The organism is Achromobacter sp. GbtcB20, assembly GCF_019091095.1.
Taxonomy (GTDB): Bacteria; Pseudomonadota; Gammaproteobacteria; order Burkholderiales; family Burkholderiaceae_B; genus Achromobacter; species Achromobacter mucicolens.
Map to the genome: position 1 here is coordinate 1 of NZ_JAGXJZ010000043.1, position 19,164 is coordinate 19,164.

Genomic DNA, 19,164 nt, shown 5'->3' on the forward strand with positions numbered 1-19,164 from the left:
GGCCGCCGCCGCGCCGGCCGCCGCCGCGCCGGCAACTGGCGGCGGTGTTAAGGGTGTCTCCGGCGTCGGGCTGTCGGATTACGAGAAGCCGCCTGCGCCCTGATCCTCGGTCTCGTCCGTGATCTGCCCCGCGGTCTGACCCAACCGCCGCAGACGCCGCCAATGCACGAAACCCGCCTCCCGGCGGGTTTTTTTGCGTCCGGATTTCGGGGTTTTCCCTTGTGATTCTCATTGGATGGGAAAAAATAGAAGCGAAACAGCCACAAATTGATAATCTCGCGTCCATATTGCTGGGAGTTGAGTCGTTATGTCGGAAACGTCTGTCGGGGCGGGCGCGGATCGCGTCCTGTATGTGCTGGCCACCTTGGCCCGGCACGACGGCCCGCTCAGCATTGCCGCGCTGGCCGACAAGACGGGCCTGGCGCAAAGCACGCTGTACCGGCAGATTGCGCTCCTCAAGCGCTGGGGATTCGTCGCCGAACACGACGGCGAGTACGGACCCGGGCCGCTGTGCGTGCAGCTTGCATGGGGCTTTGACCAGTCGTCTTTCCTGATTCATGAGGCGCAGCCCGACATGGCTGCGCTTGCCGCATCGTCCGGCGAAACCATCGGACTGCTCGTCGCCGTGAAGGACCAGGCTGTGTGCCTGGACATGGTGGAAAGCCAGCATCCGCTGCGCTGCTCGTTCACCAAGGGCCGCGGACTGCCGCTGGCGCGGGGCGCGTCGGCCAAGTCGCTGCTGGCGTTCATGCCGCAGGCCCGGCTGCAGGCAGCGCTTGCCTACCTGGCCAACGAGGCCGCCGTGGATGCCGACCGGCTGGCGAGCGAGCTGGAGGCCATTCGCGACCAGGGCTATGCCGTGACCGACAGCGAAGTCGACGCCGGCGTCTGGGGCGTTAGCGTGCCGATCTTCCAGCGGCCCAACCAGGCCGTGGCCTCGATCACGCTGATGGCGCCGTCCACCCGCGCTGCGCAGCATCCCGACGCGCTGATCGACATGACCTTGGCAGCCGCCCGCCGCATCTCCGAACGCCTGAAGGCCGCCTGACGCTGCATTGCACACCCTCTTATCTCCCGTCGTACCCACTTCCATAGGACCCACCATGATGAATCGCCGCACTCTGCTGTCCGCCGCTCTGTCCCTGAGCCTCGCCTGCGCCGCTGGCGCCGCGCACGCCCAGGAAACGATCCGCGCCGTCACCGACGCCACCTTCCCGCCGATGGAATTCGTCAAGGACGGCAAGCGCACCGGCTTTGACATCGAACTGGTCGAGGCGCTGGCCGGCGCGATGGGCAAGAAGGTCGAGTGGATCGACATCGACTTCAAGGGCCTGATTCCCGCGCTGCAAGCCGGCCGCGCCGACATCGCGGTGTCCGCCATCTACATCACGCCCGAGCGCAGCAAGGTCGTCGACTTCACCGACCCGTACTACGCGGGCGGTCTGGTGGTCCTGACCAAGGCCGACGGTCCCATCAAGACGCTCAAGGACCTGGAAGGCCGCAAGGTGTCGGTGCAGGTCGGCACGAAGTCGGTGAACTACCTGAAGGAGCATTTCCCCAAGGTCCAGCGCGTGGAAGTCGAAAAGAACCAGGAGATGTTCAACCTGGTGCAGATCGGCCGCGCCGATGCCGCGGTGACGGGCAAGCCCGCCGCCAAGCTGTTCGCGCAAAGCACCAATGGCCTGACCGTGCTGAACGAGCAGATCACGACCGAGGACTACGGCATCGCCGTGCCCAAGAACAAGCCTGAGCTCACGCGCGACCTGAACGCCGCGCTGCAGAAGTTGAAGGCTGATGGCAGCTACCAGGCCATCGTCAACAAGTGGTTCGAGGCGCCCGCGAAATGAACCTGGATTTTTCTCCCGTCTTCGCCGACTTCGACGCGCTCTTGCGGGGCGCGGTGGTCACCATCGAGGTGACCGCCGGCGCCTTGCTGCTGGGCTGCGTGATGGGGCTGCTGGTCGGTATCGGCCGGCTCAACCCGCAGCGCCGCGTCATTTATCACCTGTGCAGCACCTATCTGCTGTTTTTTCGGGGCACGCCGCTGCTGGTGCAGCTTTTCATCTGGTTCTTCGGGCTGCCTCAGTTCGGCGTGACGCTGCCGGCGTTCGCCTGCGGCGTGCTGGGGCTGGGCATGTACTCCGGGGCCTACGTGTCGGAAATCGTGCGGGGCGCGATCCAGTCGGTGGATCGCGGCCAGACGGAGGCGGCGCGTTCGCTGGGCATGTCGTCCGGCCAGGCCATGCGCATCATCATCCTGCCGCAGGCAGTGGTGCGCATGATCCCGCCGCTGGGCAACGAGTTCATCGCACTGATCAAGAACTCCGCGCTGGTGTCGCTGTTGACCATTCACGATCTGATGCACGAAGGGCAGAAGATCATCAGCGTGTCTTACCGCTCGCTGGAAACCTACCTGGTGGTGGCATTGATCTATCTGGCCCTGACCACGATCGCCATGGTGATTTTGCGCAAGATCGAACATCACCTGCGCGCTGGAGGAATGGTGCAATGAGCCTCGTCATCGAAGGGCAGGAAATGATCCGCATCCGCGGCCTGCATAAATCCTACGGCGATCACGCCGTCCTGCGCGGCATCGACTTCGATGTGCTGAAGTCGCAAGTGGTCGTGGTCATCGGACCCAGCGGGTCGGGCAAGAGCACCTTGCTGCGTTGCTGCAACGGCCTTGAGGTGGCGCAGCGCGGCACCGTGGACATCTGCGGCCAGACGTTGCAGGACAACGGCGCGCTGTTGCCGGAGGCCGAGCTGAACGCGTTGCGCACGCAGGTGGGCATGGTGTTCCAGGGCTTCAATCTGTTCCCGCACCTGTCGGTGCTGGACAACGTGACGGTCGGCCCGCGCACGCTGCTCGGCATGGGCCGCGAAGAGGCCAATGGGCTGGCCGCGGACCTTCTCAACAAGGTGGGCCTGTCGCAGAAAATGGCGGCCATGCCCGCCAGCCTGTCGGGCGGCCAGAAGCAGCGTGTGGCCATCGCACGCGCGCTCGCCATGCAGCCGCAGGTCATGCTGTTCGACGAGCCGACCTCGGCGCTGGACCCGGAATTGGTGGGCGAAGTGCTGCAGGTCATGAAGCTCTTGGCCCGCGAAGGCATGACCATGATGGTCGTGACCCACGAAATGGGCTTTGCGCGCGACGTGGCCGATGTGGTGGCCGTGATGGACGGCGGCGTGATCCTGGAGTCCGGTCCGCCGGACGTGATCTTCACCCAACCGCGCGAGGCCCGCACCCGCGAGTTCCTGCAGGCGGTGCTGAGCGCGAGTCCGGGGGCGGCAGCATGAACGCATCGCAACTGGACAAGAGCGTGTGGAAGGCGCGCGACGACAGCGCCGAGCAGGGCGACACCCGCCGGCTGGCGCATATCGTCAAGCCCGAAGCGGGGCAGGGCGAAATGGGCGAAGCCGTGCTGCTGGGCTTTGCCTGCGATGCGGGCGTGGCGCGCAACCAGGGGCGCGTGGGCGCGGCCGCGGGGCCGGCCGGTATCCGCAAGTACCTGGCGGGCCTGCCGGCGCACGGTCTGACGCGCCTGCTGGATGCCGGCGACGTCGAATGCCACGGCGACAAGCTGGAGGACGCACAGGAGCGCCTGGGCTTGCGTCTGGCCGAACTGATGGGCCGGGGCGCCCGGCCTGTCGTGCTGGGCGGCGGGCATGAGATCGCCTGGGGCAGTTTCCAGGGGTTGGCCCGCTGGCTGGATGCGCGCGGCGACGCCGGCGCCGTGCTGGTCCTGAACCTGGACGCGCACTTCGATCTGCGTACGGGCCGTCCCGGCAGTTCTGGGACGCCGTTCGACCAGATTGCGGCAGACAGCGAGGCGCGCGGGCGCGAACTGCAGTACGCGTGCCTGGGCGTCTCGCGGCTGGCCAATACGCCCGCCCTGTACGCCCGCGCCGCGGAAATCGGCGCCGTGTGGGTCGAGGACCGGGACATGCAGGAGCGTCATCTTGAGGCGCGGCTGGCCGACGTGGATGGGTTGCTGGCCAAGGCGCAGCACGTGTATCTGACGATCGACCTGGACGTGCTGCCCGCGGGGGTGATGCCGGGGGTGTCCGCGCCTGCGCCTTACGGGGTGCCGATGGCGGTGGTCGAGGAAATCGTTTTGCGGGTCAAAGCGAGCGGCAAGCTGCGGCTGGCCGACCTGGCGGAATTCAACCCCAAGTTCGACGTCGACGGCCATGGCGCGCGGGCGGCGGCGCGTCTGGCCTGGCAGTTGTTGTCGGCGTGATTCGGAAGCGGTGTCTGACACCCTTGTTGCGATGGTGCAGGCTGTAAGACCGTCTCGCCAGGGTGTCAGACACCGGGCAGTTGGGGCAGATGCAGGGCGGATCCTCTTTGCGAGGGCCGCCCTTTTTTATCGGCCGTGGCGTCCCGCGCAGGCTGGACGCGCCCGGTTTCGCGGCTTAGGATAGGTGCAGCTTCCGGCCCCGCCTGCGACCCGTTCGGTATCCGCAACATGAATACGTCCCTATTTAAAAAATTTAGACTTTAAATAGGGACGGTATTGGTTTCGTGGATAAAATGGCGCAACTTTGTCAGGAGAGCATGCTCATGTCTCAAACTCCCACCCATGCCTTGCCGTCGTATCTGAATGCCGAGGACCTCGGCCCTTGGGGTAATTACCTGCAACAAGTCGACCGGGTCACGCCGTACCTCGGTTCCCTGAGCCGGTGGGTCGAGACGCTGAAGCGTCCGAAGCGCTCGCTGATCGTCGATGTGCCGATCGAACTGGACAACGGCACCATCGCCCACTTCGAGGGCTACCGCGTGCAGCACAACGTGTCGCGCGGCCCGGGCAAGGGCGGGGTGCGTTTCCACCAGGACGTCACGCTGTCCGAGGTGATGGCGCTGGCGGCCTGGATGTCGGTCAAGAACGCTGCGGTCAACCTGCCGTACGGCGGCGCCAAGGGCGGCATCCGTGTCGATCCGCGCAAGCTCTCCGCGTCGGAACTCGAACGCATGACCCGCCGCTACACCAGCGAGATCGGCGTCATCATCGGACCGTCCAAGGACATTCCCGCACCTGACGTGAACACCAACGCCCAGACGATGGCCTGGATGATGGACACGTACTCCATGAACGAAGGCGCCACCGCCACGGGCGTGGTCACGGGCAAGCCGATCGCGCTGGGCGGCAGCCTGGGCCGCGTCGAAGCCACGGGCCGCGGCGTGTTCGTCGTGGCGTGCGAAGCCGCGCGTGACAGGAACATCGATGTGGCCGGCGCACGCGTTGTCGTGCAAGGCTTTGGCAACGTGGGCGGCACCGCCGCCCGCCTGTTCCACGAGGCCGGCGCCAAGGTCATCGCCGCGCAGGACCACACCGGCACCGTGCACAACCCAGCCGGCCTGGACGTGCACAAGCTGCTGTCGCATGTGTCGCAAACCGGCGGCGTGGGCGGCTTCTCGGGCGGCCAGGCGCTGGACAAGGCCGAATTCTGGACGCTGGAAACCGAGTTCCTGATCCCGGCAGCCCTGGAAAGCCAGATCACGGTCGACAACGCCGCCAAGGTGCGCGCCAAGATCGTCGTGGAAGGCGCCAACGGCCCGACCACGCCGGAAGCGGACGACATCCTTGCCGAGAACGGCGTGTACGTGGTGCCCGACGTGCTGGCCAACGCCGGCGGCGTGACGGTCAGCTACTTCGAGTGGGTGCAGGACTTCTCCAGCTTCTTCTGGAGCGAAGAAGAGATCAACCAGCGCCTCGAGCGCCTGATGCGCGAAGCCTATGCGTCGGTGGCGCAGGTGTCGCGCGAGCACAAGGTGACGCTGCGTACCGCCGCGTTCATCGTGGCTTGCACGCGCATCCTGCAGGCCCGCCAGGTGCGCGGCCTGTACCCGTAAAGACTGAATCGGCATGGCGCCTTCGCGGGCGCGATGCCGGAATCGCTCCGCAAGGGGCGATTCCTATTTGTGGTGATGAAAAATGCCGGGCAGATGCCCGGCATTTTCACGTCAAGACCCAGGCCCGCAGTGCCTTCACGATGCCGGCAGCAGTTCCGGCTTCAGGATGCCGCGCAGATCCTGGTACGAAATCGTCAGTTCCGGCTCGCCGTGCGAATACGGCGCGATCGAGTAGGCGTCGTACTTGACCACGATGCCATCGCGCGTGATCGCGAAGTTGTCGCTTTCCTGGAAGGGCCACATCTTGTTGTAGGCAGCCGGGTCGCGCTTGGCATCCGGATTGCCCGTCAGCCATTTCGCGTGTGCGCGCTGCAACGCGGCGACGTATTCGGCGCGGCGTCCCGGGATCAGCGCTTCGTCCAGGCTCATGACGCGGCCGCGGCTGCGTTCCCAGTTCAGGTACTGGGTGGCCGGGATGCCGTGCGCGGCGCCGGTCAGGTACTGTTCCGTGTGCAGTTCGACGGCGACGATATCGCCCACCGTGTCCTTCACGCTGGCCTTGAAGTAGGTGGCGTCGCGCGGGCGCGCCGTGGACCAGAAATACTGCGTGTATTCCGACAGCGTCTCGTAAGGGCCGCGGCGATTGGCGTCGGTGCCGGTCATGTAGGCAAGCACGTGGTCCACCAGCGCGGTCAGTTTCGGGATGCCCGGAAACGCCACACTGTCGATTTCGATGCGCGGGCAGTCGCCTTCGCAGCCGGGCTTGCTGGCCGCCCATTTGATGCGTTCGGTGGACAGGTCGCCCATTTTTTCCGGCGTGGCCGAAGACGAGGCATCGGGCGTTGCCAGGGTGATGTTCGAGGGGGGCGTGCTGCCGCAGCCGGCCAGGGCCAGCAGGGCGGCGCCCAGGATCAGACCGCGTATCGCGCCAGCCGGCGTGAAGCTGCGATTCATGCAATTACCTCCAGAAAACGCAAGGCGCCGTCAGGGCACGACGCCTGTCCACTCGTCGCGGGAGAATTTTTCGTCCGCCTGCGCCTGTGCGCGCGCCAACGTTTCCGCGCCCACGCTACCCGGGGTCAGACGATGCAGCCCGGCAAAAGTTTCCACCATGCGGTCGATGATGACCTCGCGTGCCAGCCCGGTCTGCGTGCGTAGCGGATCGACGCGCTTCTTGGCGCTGGTGGTACCCTTGTCGGAAAGCTTCTCGCGCCCGATGCGCAGGACCTCGACCATCTTGTCGGCGTCGATATCGTAGGACATGGTGACGTGATGCAGCACGGCGCCGGCGCGGCGAGCCTGCGCCGCGCCGCCGATCTTGCCGATGTCGGAGGCGATGTCGTTGAGCGGCTGATACCAGGCCTTGATGCCCAGGCCCTGCAGCGCGGTCAGCACCCAGGCGTCCAGGAAGGCATACGACTCCTGGAAGCTCATGCCGTGGACCAGTGCCTGCGGCGCGCTTAGCGAATACGTAATGGAGTTGCCCGGCTCGATGAACATCGCGCCGCCGCCGCTCACGCGGCGCACCACTTCGATGCCGTGGCGCTTGGCGCCGTCCGGATCGACTTCGTTCTTCAGGGATTGAAAGCGGCCGATCACGACGGCCGGCGCGGACCATTCCCAGATGCGCAGAGTGGGCGGGCGCTGGCCGGCGCCGACTTCGTCGGTGATGACGGCGTCCAGCGCCATGTGCAGCGCGGGCGGCTGCGGGCCTTCGTGGATCAGCTGCCAGTCGTAATCGTTCCAGTCGGTGCGGCTCATGCCAGCGCCCTCCGCAGCACCACGGCGATGGCTTCGGCGGAGAATCCGAACATCTCGGCGTCGGCCGGCAGGGCCGATTGCACGGCAACCGCCAGCTCCAGTTCGCCGGCGTCCGCGGGCATGCCGTTCAGGCCGCGGTTGATGGCTTCCAGCGCCTCGGGCGGTTCAAGGAAAAAGTCGCCGCTGATGCGCACGTCGGCCAGGCGGCCATCGCGCACTTCCAGATCCGCGACGACCAGCTTGCCGCCGGGGACTTTGTATTCGCCATGCAAAGGCATTGGGCGCTCCTTTCAAATCAGAATCAGACGTTACAGGCTGAGCTTCATGCCGTCATGGCTGGCCTTGAAACCCAGGCTTTCATAGAACCGGCGCGCATCGGGGCGCGCGCGGTCGGTGGTGAGCTGGACCAGTTCGCAGCCCTGGATCCGGCATTGCTCGATGGCCCATTCGAACATGGCGTGGCCCAGTCCCGCGCCGCGAAACGCCGAGGCGATGCGCACGCTTTCGATCTGGCCCCGCCACATACCCCGCCGCGACAGGCCGGGTATGAACGATAACTGGAAACAGCCCGCCAGTTGTGAATCCTGCTCAACCACGGCGAGGAATTGGTTGGAATCCTGCTCGATGGCCTCGAAGGCGGCAAGGTAGCGCGGGTTCAGCGGGACCGAGGCGTCCTCGCGGCCTGCGCCCAGGTCGTCATCGGCCAGCATGGCCACGATGGCGGGCAGATCGGCCGCGCGTGCGCGGCGAAAAACGCGTTGCGGGGCAGTCATGGCGTGCTCCTTCGCGGTCAGCGGGCGACGTTCTGGGCGGTCTGGCCGAACAGGATGCGGCGTGAGGCTTCGTCGTTGACCGACGGGGCGGTGTTGATGGTGTCGGCCAGCGCGTAGGCGCGTTGCGTCGCCGGACGCGCGCCGATGGCTTCGAACCAGCGCTTGAGGTGCGGAAATTCGTTCAGGTCCTGGCTTTGCTTGGCGTGCGGCACGATCCACGGATAGGCCGCCATGTCCGCGATGGAATAGTCGCCCGCGACGAACTCGCGGTCGGCCAGGCGCTTGTTCAGCACGCCGTACAGGCGATTGGTTTCCTTGACGTAGCGCTCGATCGCGTAGGTGATGCGTTCCTGCGCGTAGCCGGAAAAGTGGTGGTTCTGGCCGGCCATGGGACCCAGGCCGCCCATCTGCCAGAAGAGCCACTGCGACACTTCGGCGCGCCCGCGCACGTCGGCGGGCAGGAACTTGCCGGTCTTCTCGGCCAGGTATTGCAGGATGGCGCCGGATTCAAACAACGAGATCGGCGCACCGCCGTCGGCGGGCGCGTGGTCCACGATGGCGGGGATGCGGTTGTTGGGCGCGATGGCCAGGAATTCGGGCTTGAATTGGTCGCCGCGGCCGATGTTGACCGGGTGGATCTTGTAGGGCAGGCCAGTTTCTTCGAGGAACAGCGTGATCTTGTGGCCGTTGGGGGTCGTCCAGTAATAGAGATCGATCATGAGGGTGTCCTGTGTGTCATGGCGCCGCGGGCAAGCGCCCGCGGATGGAAGGGCCATGATAGCGGCGCACACCGGACGGATGCCTGAATAACCGGGGGGTGGATGCGGGTTTCCGCGCGCGGCCCCGGCGCCCTGGGGTCAGACCGCGCCCGGACGCGGGCTGCGCGGCAGCCGCCACGTCCAGTTCAGGCTGACTGCGGCGGCGGCCAGGAAGATCAGCGCCACGCCCGCGATCTGCGAGGCGTCCATGCGGTGGCCGTAGACCACGAAGTCGAGCAGGATGGCCACGGCCGGATAGATAAAGCTGAGCGCCGCGGTGGACGTGGTGGGCAGCTTCTGGATGGCCGAGTACATCAGGATGTACATGAGGCACGTGTGGATGAGACCCAGCGCCACCAGGTATCCCCACTGCACAGGCTGGGCGGGCAGGGCATTGAAGTCGGCCATCGGCAGCAGCATCACCGCGCCCAGCGTCACCTGCACCAGCGCCAGCACCTGCGGGGGGATGCCCTTCAGGCGCTTTACGATGATGGCGGTGATGCCGTACAACGCGGCTGCGCCCAGGCCCAGCATCAGACCCGTCAGATAGGCGCCGCCGCCCGCCGCGCCGCCATCGCCCAGACGCAGCACCAGCAGCAGGCCGGCGAACGCGACGAGGGACCACGCCACCTTGCCGCGCGAGGGGCGCTCGCCCAGGAACAGCACGCCCAGCCCGATCAGGAAGAACGGCTGCACGTTGTAGACCGCGGTGGCCAGCGAAATGGACGCCAGCCGATAGGCCGAGAACAGCAGCACCCAGTTCAGCACCAGCGCGGCGCCGGCGGCCAGCGCCAGGGCCAGCGTTTTCGGGGTAAAAAGTCCCGGCTTGAGCAGGCCGCGCGCCCAGCAGTACACAAAGAGCGACAGGGCGCCAAACACGCAGCGAAAGAAAACGACGTTCCAGGCGCTTTGCCCGGACTCCAGAACGAAGACGCCGAGCGTGCCCGACAGGGTCATGGCGGCCGCCATCTGCGCGAGGCCCGTGCGTTCGGTCGAGGGGATCATGATGGTTCTCCAAAGGCCATCTGGCCAGGAATTCGATGGAGAAATTATCCCAGGCGGATCCATCCGCTTATATGATCATGCCGTGGCACTTTCGCGATTCAACCTTGCTTTGGGTGGAATTTATGCAGAACGACCTAAAAAATGAAAGTTCGGTTTTGGATGGGATCGACCGCCGTCTCGTTGAGATGCTGTCGGCCAATGCGCGCACCACCACGGCCGATCTGGCGCGGCAGGTGGGCATGTCGGCCCCCAGCGTGGCCGACCGCATGCGGCGGCTTGAGGAATCGGGGGTAATTCGCGCATACACGCTGGACGTGGATCCGGTGGCGCTGGGGTATTCGCTGGAGGCCGTTGTGCGCATCCGGCCGTTGCCCGGGCAGTTGCGCCATGTCGAGGGCCTGATCCAGCAGATTCCGGAATTCGTGGAGTGCGACAAGGTAACGGGCGATGATTGCTTCATCGCCCGCATGGTGCTCCGGTCCATCACGCACCTGGACGGCATTCTGGAGCGGGTGACCGAATTTGCCGAAACCAACACCGCCATCGTCAAGTCGCACACGGTGCGCCGGCGGCTGCCGCCGCTGCGTTAGACGGGGGCGGACAGGGCCGCGGTGATGTCGTCGCGCAGGCTGGCCGGCGTGTCGGTGGGCGCGTAGCGCTTGATCACGCGGCCGTCGCGCCCGACCAGGAACTTGGTGAAGTTCCACTTGATGCCTTCGGTGCCGAAGACGCCCGGCTTTTCGCCCTTGAGCCATTGGTAAAGCGGGTGGGCGTTCGGGCCGTTGACATCGATCTTGGCAAAGAGCGGAAAGGTGATGTCGTACTGGGTGCTGCAGAAATTGCGGATCTCGGCCTCGTCGCCGGGCTCTTGGTGGCCGAACTGGTCACACGGAAAACCGAGCACGGTCAGGCCGTCGTCGTGGAACGCGCGGTAGAGTTCTTCCAGACCGGCATACTGCGGCGTGAACCCGCACTTGGAGGCAACGTTCACCACCAGTAGCACGCGGCCGCGGTACGTCTCTAGGGACTGCTGCGTGCCGTCGATGGCGCGGACGGAGAAATCATGGATTGTGCTCATGCGGGCTCCTGGAATCGGGCGTCGTCCGCGCATCGGCGCGGGCGTTGGGGCAGACTTGGGAGTGTAGCGCCGCAGACGCGCGTGGGGGCTTTGCGGCACCGCGGCAGCGCCCGGCCTATGATGCGGTTTACCGAAGACGCTGGAAAGAAAGGAGCCGCCGCATGGAAGGAATGATCGAGCGACTAGAGGCGATGCTGGCCAAGGGCACCGACAATCTGCTGCTGCGGTTTTCACTTGGCAAGGCCTACGCCGAGCAGGAACGCTTTGCCGAGGCCTGCACCCATCTGCGCGCGGCGCTGGCTTTCGATCCCACGTATTCCGTCGCCTGGAAATGGCTGGGCAAGGCCTGCCTCGGGCTGAATGACAAGCCCGGCGCCCGCGCCGCCTGGGAATCCGGGCTGGCGGCGGCCCAGGCGCGGGGAGATCAGCAGGTCGTCAAGGAATTGCAGGTGTTCATCAAGCGCCTGGACAAGGAAGCGGCCGCGGGCGCCTGAGACTTTCGGGGTTCCCTGGCAGTGCCGCGGCCGGAGCCGGTGCGCTGGCCACGCGGAACACCTCGATGGCGTGGCGCAGGCGGGCGCCATCCGTGCGCAGGTTGGCAACCGCCTTGGCGGCCTGTTCGACGCGCGCGGCGTTGCCCTGCGCGGCGCTGTCGGTTTCCGAAATGCTGCGGCTGACCGTGTCGATACCCGCGTGCTGGTCGGTCGAGGTGGCGGCAATCTCGTTGATGATGCGCGTGACCTTCTGCACGGATTCCACGATATCGCGCATGCTGGCGCCGGCCCGCTCGACGTGCCGCACGCCTTCGCCGACGCGCGCGTCCGAGCTTTCGATCAGCGCCTTGATCTCGCGGGCGGCGGTGGCGCTTTTCTGGGCAAGGCTGCGCACTTCGCTTGCGACCACCGCGAATCCCTTGCCCGCCTCGCCGGCGCGCGCGGCCTCGACGGCGGCATTCAGCGCAAGGATGTTGGTCTGGAAGGCAATGCCGTCGATGATGCCGACAACCTCGGCGATGCGGGACGAGCTTTGGACGATGCCCTGCATGGCGTGCGCGGCCTCGTCGACCACATTGCCGCCCCGCCGGGCGAGATCGCTGGCCTGGTTTGCCATGGCGTCGGCATCCTGCGCGTTGGCGGCATTTTGCCTCACGGTGACGGCCAATTGCGCCATGCTGGCCGCCGCCTGTTCGAGCGACGCCGCCTGGCGCTCGGTGTGGGCCGAGAGGTCGGCGTTGCCCTCCGCGATGTCGGCGGCCGACTGCAGGGCGTTCTCGATGCCGCCGTGCACGTCGCGCGTGATGCTGACCAGGCTTTTGCGCATGACTTCCAGGGAAAACTTCAGTTCGCCGATCTCGTCCCCGGTCAGGGCGCCGGGCAGCGGTGTGCTCAGGTTGCCCGCGGCGATCTGGCGCGTGAAGTCGGTGGCCGCGCCCAGCAGCCCGGCGATGGCGCGCGCAAAGCCCCAGCCCGACGCGAAGATCAGTGCGACGCCGCCCGCTGTCAGCGCCACGGCCGCGGCCAGGGCGCTGCTGCTCAGGCGGTCGTGCATGCCGTAGATGGCCGCGCCGGCCGCGCCGATGAACAGCGAGGCGGACAGCACCGCCCACGCCAGGAGGCGCGACCGCACGCCGGTCAGGCGCCAGCGTTTGAGCCGCGCCAGGACGCCGCGCACCCCCGCCGGTTTGACCTGACCGCCGCACAGCCGGGTGCCGCGCGCCGTGCTCAGACGCAGGCTGGCATAAACGGCTTCGGCCGTTTCGATCTGCTGGCGGGTCGGCTTGACCCGCACCGAGGCATAACAGACGGTGGTGCCGCGTTCCACGATGGGCGTGACGTTGGCCAGCACCCAATAGAAGCCGCCGTCCTTGCGGCGGTTCTTGACCATGCCTGTCCACGACTCGCCGCGCTGGATGGTGCCCCAGAGGTCTTCGAAGGCGGCCGGCGGCATGTCGGGATGGCGCACGATGTTGTGGGGCGCGCCGACCAGTTCCTCGCGTGAAAAGCCGCTTGCGTGAACAAACGCCGGATTGGCGTAGATGATCCGGCCCCGCGAGTCCGTGCGGGAGATCAGGTATTGCTCGTCGCGGAGTACGTATTCCGTGTCGTTGACCGGCTGGTTGTTGCGCATGCGTCGCTCGTCCTGTGATGGGCGAGGGCATCATCGGGGACGGGCGCGGCGGCGGCGTTGATGTACGTCAACGCCGCCACAGGTCGACGCGCTTACGCGGCGGGCAGGTTGCCAAAGGCTTCAAGCGCCCGCAGCCGGCTTTGCGCCAGATCCACGATCGGTTCCGGATAGCCCGCGGCGGACCGTTCCATGGGATTGGGATCGTGGATGGCCTTGTCGTCCAGATGCGCCAGTTCAGGCAGCCATTCGCGCAAAAACACGCCGCGCGGGTCGAATTTGCGGGACTGCGACAGCGGATTGAAGACGCGGAAGTAGGGCACCGCGTCGGCGCCCGTGGAGGCGCTCCATTGCCAGCCGCCGTTGTTGGCGGCCAGGTCGCCGTCCACAAGCTGCGACATGAACCAGGCCTCGCCCAGACGCCAGTCGATGAGCAGGTTCTTGGACAGGAACATCGCCGTCACCATGCGCAGCCGGTTGTGCATCCAGCCCAGCGCCTGCAACTGGCGCATGGCGGCGTCCACGATGGGGATGCCGGTCTTGCCCTGCTGCCAGGCTGCCAGGTCGTCGGGCGCGTCGCGCCAGGGCACGGCCGCCGTCTCCGGCTTCATGGGCTGGTGCATGGACAGGGCGGGGTAGGCCGCCAGCAGGTGCAGGTAGAACTCGCGCCACAGCAGTTCGTTGATCCACGTGGCGGCGCCGGCCTTGCCGCTGTCGATCTCGCCCTGGTTGGCCGCCAGCGCGGCGCGCAGCGCCTGGCCGGGAGACAGGACGCCCGCGGCAAAGTAAGGCGACAGGCAACTGGTGGCGGGCAGCGAGGGGAAATCGCGCTCGTCCTTGTAGGCGAAGATCGCCTCGTCGGCAAAGGCGGCCAGCCGGTCGCTGGCGGCAGCTTCTCCGGCGGGCCAGAGCGCCCGGACGGCGTCGCTGGGCGCGTCGAACCCGTCGAACGAGTCCGGCAGCGGATCGGACTTCCAGCGCGGCGGCGTCTGGGCGCGGGGCGCGGGAATGGGCCGAACCGGCGCGCTGCGCAGGCGCTCGCGGCAGGTGCGGGCATAGGGCGTGTAGACGCGATAGCAATCGCCCTTGCCGGTCAGCACGGTGCCGGGGCGCAGCAGCGTCGCGCCGTGGTGCACCGTCCACTCGATGCCGATGTCGGCCAGCGCGGCCGCGACGGCGTCGTCCCGGCGGCGTTCGTTGACGCCCCACTCGGCGTTGACGTGGACCGCTTCGATGGCGTGTTCCTGGCAGAACGCGGCCACGGCCCGCGGTGCGTCGCGCCAGTCGTCAACGGTCAGCAGCTTGAGCGGAATGCCGGCCTGTCCCAGGTCCTGGGACAGCTCGCGCAGGTTGCGCAGCCAGAAATCCACCTTGGCCGGGGCGTCGCCATGCTGGCGCCATTGTCCGGGCGCGGCCAGGAAAAGCGCGGTGACCGTGCCGGCCTCGGCCGCCGCGGCCAGCGCGGCGTTGTCGTGCATGCGCAGGTCGGTGCGCAGCCAGAGCAGCGTGTTCATGGGGAGGCTCCAGGGACAGGGGCCGGGCGGCGCGCCGGCGAGGCTGCGATTCTATCCCGAGCACGCGCGCGGCCCGGGGCGAAAGCGCCTGGAAGACGATGTAAAAACTACGAGGAGATGTGACCGGTGTTGCACTGCAACCCGTTGCGGCGGCTGGTTGGCAGGGGCAGGGGCCAGATGGCGCCCGAACGCCAAAACGCCCCGCATTGCCCGTCAAACCATGAAACACGCTGGCGCGTTGCGTGTATTGACGCACGTGTGGACGCCGCCATGTAATGCAAGTAAACGACTAAAGCAGGCAAACGCTATGGGAAATCTGATGGACCTCCGCCCGTCCTTTCTGAAGGGACGTACACCCGCCGGCAAGACGTCCCGCGATGTCTTGCAGAAGCTCTGGCGTTCGGTCGATTTACCGGACGCGTCGCTTGAGCACGTCGTGCTGACCGGCGCAGACCCTGTCGTCCCTTCCTCATTTGCCGTCGGCACGGCCGCGCAGACCAGCATGGCTGCCGCGGCCCTGGCTGCCGCGGAGGTCTGGCACCTGCGCGGCGGCGCCCGGCAGCAGGTCAGCGTGGACATGCTGCATGCGGCGCAGGAGTGCCGCAGCCACTACACCATCAATGGCGTCACGCCCAATCCGTGGGATCCCATCACCGGCGTCTATCGCTGCGGCGATGGCGGCTGGGTGCGCATTCACGCCAACTTCGCGCATCACCGTGACGGGGCGCTGGCCTTGCTGGGCTGCCCGACCGGGGACGGCGCCACGCGCGAAGCCGTGGAACGCGCGCTGAGCCGCTGGAAGGCGCTGGATTTCGAGCAGGTGGCGGCCGATGCCGGCATGGTCGTGTCTGCAATGCGCTCGTTTGAGGAATGGGACCGCCATCCGCAGGGGCAGGCTGTCGCCGCGCAACCGCTGCTGACCATCGAACGCATCGGTGAAGCCGATCCGCGTCCGCTGCCGAAGTACGCGCAGAATGCGCGGCCGCTGCAGGACATCCGCGTGCTGGACCTGACGCGCATCATCGCCGGGCCGGTGTGCGGCCGCGCGCTGGCCGCCTATGGCGCCGACGTCATGCTGGTCAACAGCCCGCAACTGCCCAATATCGACAACATCATCGACACCAGCCGCGGCAAGCTGTCCGTGCTGGCGGACCTGGACACGGCAGATGGCCGCATCGCGCTCGGCAACCTGCTGCGCAGCGCGCATATCTTTGTGCAGGGCTATCGGCCTGGCGGCATGTCCGCACTGGGATTCGGCCCGCAGGACGCGGCACGCATCCGTCCGGGCATTGTCTATGTGTCTTTGTCTGCGTACGGCACGACGGGCCCGTGGGCGAACCGGCGCGGGTTCGACTCCTTGGTCCAGACGGCCACGGGCTTTAACCACGCGGAAGCGTTGGCTGCCGGTCAGGAGGCGCCCAAGGCGTTGCCGATGCAGATCCTGGATCACGCGTCGGGTTACCTGATGGCGTTTGGCGCGCAGGTGGCGCTGGCGCGCCAGGCAACCGAAGGCGGCAGCTGGCACGTGCGCGTGTCGCTCGCTCAGACGGCGCACTGGCTGCGCGGATTGGGGCGGGTGGACGGCGGGCTGGACTGTCCCATGCCGGGCTTTGACGGCCTGATGGAGACGTCGCCATCAGGCTTTGGCGAGCTGGTCGCGGTGCGCCATGCGGCGCGCTTCTCGGAGACCCCGGCGCGCTGGATCCGGCCGTCCAGTCCGCCCGGCACGCACCCGACGGTCTGGCCGTTCAACTGATCTTCGACAGGCGCGGTGCGTAAAGCAGTACGTTTACGACCGCGCCTTATTGTGGACGCTGGTATCTCACCAGGGCGTTACTGCCTGGCCTTCCATTCCCGCAGCGCGCGCATCGTGTTTGCCACGTGCGACTCGGGGCTCATGTTCGTGTATTCGTACAGGATCTTGCCTTCGGGCGAGATCACGTAGGACACGCGCCGCGCATATTCCGGCCGCTTGTCATGCACGGCATCGTACGCCTTCATGACTTTGCCGTCGCCATCGGCCGCGACGGCGAATTTGTTGCGGCACTCGCTGACGGAAAACTTCTTGAGCGTGTCGATGTTGTCGGTCGAGACGCCGATGACCGTGGCGCCCAGCGATTTGTATTCGTCCGTGGCCTCCGCAAAGTTGTGGGCTTCGATGGTGCAGCCCTGCGTGAATGCCGCTGGGAAGAAATACAGCACCACCGGACCTTGCTTGAGCGCTTCCTTCAGCTTGAAGGTGTATTCGTTGCCGCCCAGCGAGGCCGGCACGCTGAAGTCCGGCGCGGCGGCGCCCACCGGCAGCGCGGCGAGGGCCGGCGTGCCGGCCATCAGGCCGCATACGAGGAACCAGGGGGCAAGGCGCTTCATGGGTGTCTCCCGTTGGAGCCGCGGAAACGCCGCGGCAAGCTGTCTACTGTAGCGGCGCGGCGCGCACGGGTCCAGTTCAGCCGCCGTCAGGCCCGCCGCGGCCATTGTTGCCGCGCGGCTGGTCGCGTTGCTGCTGCTGGCGTGACTGCTGCTGTTCCCGCTGCTGCTGTTGTTGCTGTTGCTGCTGCTGTTGCTGTTGTTGGCGGTTCTGGCGCGCCTGTTGTTCGTGCTCCTGACGGTCACGCGCCATTTGGCGCGCCTGGTCGTCGCGTTCCCGCTGCTGGCGGGCCTGTTGATCCTGTTGCCGGCGTTCGCGCAGGTCCTGCTGGTTCTGCTGATCGCGTTGCTGCTGCTGGCGTGCCTGCTGGTCACGCATCTGCTGCTGGCGCAACTGCTGCTGGGCTTGCGCGTCGTTCTGCTGCCGGTCGCGCAACTGCTGGTCACGGCTTTGCTGTTCGCGAGCCTGCTGTTGGCGCTGCTGATCGTTTCTCAACTGATCGCGCGCCTGCTGGTCGCGGACCTGCTGCTGGCGGTCCTGCTGCTCGGCCGGGTCGCGCGGGCGCGGGCCGGGGCGGCCGTCGCGTCCACGATCGTCGGCGAGCTGCGCGCCGGGCGGCACGGACGGGTTGTTGCCCTGCGGGCGGGCGTCCCGGCCGGGCCTGCCGTTGTTCGGGTGATCCACATACGCCTGGGGCGGCTTGCCTTTGTTGTGTTCATAGAATTGGGCGCGGTTGCCGCCCGCATCGCGCACGTAGGCGCGCTGCGCCTCGGTGGGGCCGGCGTGGCGGTCATTGCGCGCGGCCAGCTCGCGCGGGTCTGCATTGCGGCGCACGCCTTGCGGCCCGCCGTGGTAGCTGACCCGGCGGTTGTCCACGTTATTGACGACGATGTTCCGGTTGTAGACGTTCGTCACGCGGGTGATGTTCACGTTCGTGACGGACCGGTTGTAGTAGAAGCGGTCGCGTTTCCAATAACCGCCCACATAACCCAGGCCCGTATAGCCGAAGCCGTAGTTGATGCCGCCGTAGAAACCCACGTGCGGCCCCCAATAGCCCGGGTTCCAGAGGTAAACGCCATTGGAAAAGCCCCAGTACCCCGGGGTCCAGAGAGCGCCCTGATACGGCGCCAGCACCCAGGCGCCGGGCACCCAGAAAAAGCCGTAACGGTTGAGGCTCCAGTAGCCGGGCACCCACAGATAGCCGTCCGCGGGGGCGGGGGGCTGCACGTAGACCGGCAGGGGCGGCGGCGGCTCGGGACTGCGGTCAACGAGCGCCAGATTCGCGTTGGCGGGATCGCCCTCGTCGTATGCGGGTTGTTGATACGCAGACGGAACCGGCACCTGCTGCGTGGAGTAGACGTTCTGCGCGGCGGCCAGCGCGGGGGCGGTGGCGGTAACTGCCAGCAGGGCCGCGGTGGCCAGCGGCCGCAAGCGGGCAATCTGGAAGGAAGGGCTCATGAGAATGTCCTTGGCGCAGCAGATCCGATGTTCAATAGCCGCGATAGTAATAATGCGGGGCGGGGTACGCCGGGTAGTAGTAATAATGCGGCGTGGCGTAGACCGGCGCGGGCCGGTAGTAAGCCGGCCGCGCCGGGACGACCACACAGCCGCTCAGGGCGCTTGTCATCGCCACCATCAACAACAAAGTCTTTTTCATCATCCGGCTCCCGCCTGGCGCAAGGCGCGAAATACGCCTTCACTGCGCGCATGCAAATTAGGCCATGCCGGCGGGACCAAGTTCGGGGACTGTAATGGTTCCGAAACAGCTTTCGCGTGACGGATGTTTGCGCCTGCGTGACGGTCGATGACGTTCGTATCAATGTCCCCGTAAACGCGTCATAGTCGTCGCAAAAAAAATCTATGGTCAGCCCGATTTTTGCAAGCGGGTTTGTGTTGGCGTAAATTGGGCTTTGCTCAAATCTATTCGGA

At 66.6% G+C, this 19,164-nt stretch carries 21 protein-coding genes; 9 read left to right on the forward strand and 12 right to left on the reverse strand.

Annotation, left to right across the window (positions count from 1 at the left end):
- Positions 1-307: 307 nt before the first annotated feature.
- The 6 genes from KVT32_RS27085 (at position 308) to KVT32_RS27110 (ending at position 5,854) form a co-directional block, all read left to right on the forward strand.
- Positions 308-1,048 carry an IclR family transcriptional regulator gene (locus tag KVT32_RS27085; protein ID WP_142055671.1) on the forward strand — a complete coding sequence of 247 codons (741 nt, stop codon included), beginning with the start codon at positions 308-310 and terminating at the stop codon, positions 1,046-1,048.
- 55 nt (positions 1,049-1,103) lie between these two features.
- Positions 1,104-1,847, forward strand: coding sequence for a transporter substrate-binding domain-containing protein (locus tag KVT32_RS27090; protein ID WP_056316864.1), 744 nt, complete (start codon positions 1,104-1,106; stop codon positions 1,845-1,847).
- Positions 1,844-2,512 (forward strand): amino acid ABC transporter permease, encoded by a 669-nt coding sequence (locus KVT32_RS27095; RefSeq protein ID WP_056316867.1) that lies wholly within the window; start codon positions 1,844-1,846, stop codon positions 2,510-2,512. Before KVT32_RS27090 ends, KVT32_RS27095 begins: the two co-directional genes overlap by 4 nt.
- Positions 2,509-3,297 carry an amino acid ABC transporter ATP-binding protein gene (locus KVT32_RS27100; RefSeq protein WP_056316871.1) on the forward strand — a complete coding sequence of 263 codons (789 nt, stop codon included), beginning with the start codon at positions 2,509-2,511 and terminating at the stop codon, positions 3,295-3,297. Before KVT32_RS27095 ends, KVT32_RS27100 begins: the two co-directional genes overlap by 4 nt.
- Complete coding sequence (gene hutG / locus KVT32_RS27105) at positions 3,294-4,241, forward strand: formimidoylglutamase (protein ID WP_152384213.1); 948 nt, start codon at positions 3,294-3,296, stop codon at positions 4,239-4,241. The genes KVT32_RS27100 and hutG overlap by 4 nt, the downstream gene beginning before the upstream one ends.
- Positions 4,242-4,564: 323 nt before the next feature.
- Positions 4,565-5,854, forward strand: coding sequence for a Glu/Leu/Phe/Val dehydrogenase (locus tag KVT32_RS27110; RefSeq protein WP_152384214.1), 1,290 nt, complete (start codon positions 4,565-4,567; stop codon positions 5,852-5,854).
- Between the two features lie 135 nt (positions 5,855-5,989).
- On the opposite strand, the gene KVT32_RS27115 is transcribed toward KVT32_RS27110, so the two are convergent.
- The 6 genes from KVT32_RS27115 to KVT32_RS27140 form a co-directional block, all read right to left on the reverse strand.
- The gene (locus KVT32_RS27115) at positions 5,990-6,808 is read right to left on the reverse strand and encodes an RsiV family protein (protein ID WP_152384215.1); all 819 of its coding nucleotides are present in this window, start codon (positions 6,806-6,808) and stop codon (positions 5,990-5,992) included.
- Positions 6,809-6,838: 30 nt separating this feature from the next.
- The gene (locus KVT32_RS27120) at positions 6,839-7,615 is read right to left on the reverse strand and encodes a biotin/lipoate A/B protein ligase family protein (protein ID WP_152384216.1); all 777 of its coding nucleotides are present in this window, start codon (positions 7,613-7,615) and stop codon (positions 6,839-6,841) included.
- Positions 7,612-7,887, reverse strand: coding sequence for a lipoate protein ligase C-terminal domain-containing protein (locus tag KVT32_RS27125; protein WP_056318682.1), 276 nt, complete (start codon positions 7,885-7,887; stop codon positions 7,612-7,614). Before KVT32_RS27125 ends, KVT32_RS27120 begins: the two co-directional genes overlap by 4 nt.
- A gap of 36 nt (positions 7,888-7,923) precedes the next feature.
- Positions 7,924-8,388, reverse strand: a complete 465-nt coding sequence (locus KVT32_RS27130) for a GNAT family N-acetyltransferase (protein ID WP_152384217.1) — start codon at positions 8,386-8,388, stop codon at positions 7,924-7,926.
- A gap of 17 nt (positions 8,389-8,405) precedes the next feature.
- Positions 8,406-9,107, reverse strand: a complete 702-nt coding sequence (locus KVT32_RS27135) for a glutathione S-transferase N-terminal domain-containing protein (protein WP_062841352.1) — start codon at positions 9,105-9,107, stop codon at positions 8,406-8,408.
- Between the two features lie 138 nt (positions 9,108-9,245).
- Positions 9,246-10,151 (reverse strand): DMT family transporter, encoded by a 906-nt coding sequence (locus tag KVT32_RS27140; RefSeq protein WP_152384218.1) that lies wholly within the window; start codon positions 10,149-10,151, stop codon positions 9,246-9,248.
- Between the two features lie 122 nt (positions 10,152-10,273).
- Here KVT32_RS27140 and KVT32_RS27145 point away from each other — a divergent pair, with 122 nt between their 5' ends.
- Positions 10,274-10,741, forward strand: a complete 468-nt coding sequence (locus tag KVT32_RS27145) for an Lrp/AsnC family transcriptional regulator (protein WP_152384219.1) — start codon at positions 10,274-10,276, stop codon at positions 10,739-10,741.
- On the opposite strand, the gene KVT32_RS27150 is transcribed toward KVT32_RS27145, so the two are convergent.
- A complete protein-coding gene (locus tag KVT32_RS27150; RefSeq protein WP_062841350.1) occupies positions 10,738-11,229 on the reverse strand; it encodes a glutathione peroxidase in 492 nt (163 codons plus the stop codon). The genes KVT32_RS27145 and KVT32_RS27150 overlap by 4 nt on opposite strands.
- 161 nt (positions 11,230-11,390) lie before the next feature.
- Here KVT32_RS27150 and KVT32_RS27155 point away from each other — a divergent pair, with 161 nt between their 5' ends.
- The gene (locus tag KVT32_RS27155) at positions 11,391-11,723 is read left to right on the forward strand and encodes a tetratricopeptide repeat protein (RefSeq protein WP_128828181.1); all 333 of its coding nucleotides are present in this window, start codon (positions 11,391-11,393) and stop codon (positions 11,721-11,723) included.
- Here KVT32_RS27155 and KVT32_RS27160 read toward each other — a convergent pair.
- Both KVT32_RS27160 and phrB read right to left on the reverse strand, forming a co-directional pair.
- Positions 11,686-13,356 (reverse strand): PAS domain-containing methyl-accepting chemotaxis protein, encoded by a 1,671-nt coding sequence (locus KVT32_RS27160; RefSeq protein WP_152384220.1) that lies wholly within the window; start codon positions 13,354-13,356, stop codon positions 11,686-11,688. The two genes, KVT32_RS27155 and KVT32_RS27160, sit on opposite strands and share 38 nt — an antisense overlap.
- 92 nt (positions 13,357-13,448) lie before the next feature.
- A complete protein-coding gene (phrB, locus tag KVT32_RS27165; RefSeq protein WP_152384221.1) occupies positions 13,449-14,867 on the reverse strand; it encodes a deoxyribodipyrimidine photo-lyase in 1,419 nt (472 codons plus the stop codon).
- A 307-nt stretch (positions 14,868-15,174) separates the two neighbouring features.
- Here phrB and KVT32_RS27170 point away from each other — a divergent pair, with 307 nt between their 5' ends.
- Positions 15,175-16,623 (forward strand): CoA transferase, encoded by a 1,449-nt coding sequence (locus KVT32_RS27170; RefSeq protein WP_062841347.1) that lies wholly within the window; start codon positions 15,175-15,177, stop codon positions 16,621-16,623.
- A gap of 77 nt (positions 16,624-16,700) precedes the next feature.
- Here the strand turns inward: KVT32_RS27170 and KVT32_RS27175 are convergent, their stop codons facing one another.
- From KVT32_RS27175 to KVT32_RS27185, 3 genes are all read right to left on the reverse strand, one after another.
- Positions 16,701-17,237, reverse strand: a complete 537-nt coding sequence (locus tag KVT32_RS27175; RefSeq protein WP_217619109.1) for a peroxiredoxin — start codon at positions 17,235-17,237, stop codon at positions 16,701-16,703.
- Positions 17,238-17,313: 76 nt separating this feature from the next.
- Positions 17,314-18,693 (reverse strand): YXWGXW repeat-containing protein, encoded by a 1,380-nt coding sequence (locus KVT32_RS27180; RefSeq protein WP_152384222.1) that lies wholly within the window; start codon positions 18,691-18,693, stop codon positions 17,314-17,316.
- Positions 18,694-18,724: 31 nt separating this feature from the next.
- Positions 18,725-18,892 carry a hypothetical protein gene (locus tag KVT32_RS27185; RefSeq protein ID WP_174245455.1) on the reverse strand — a complete coding sequence of 56 codons (168 nt, stop codon included), beginning with the start codon at positions 18,890-18,892 and terminating at the stop codon, positions 18,725-18,727.
- Positions 18,893-19,164: the final 272 nt, after the last annotated feature.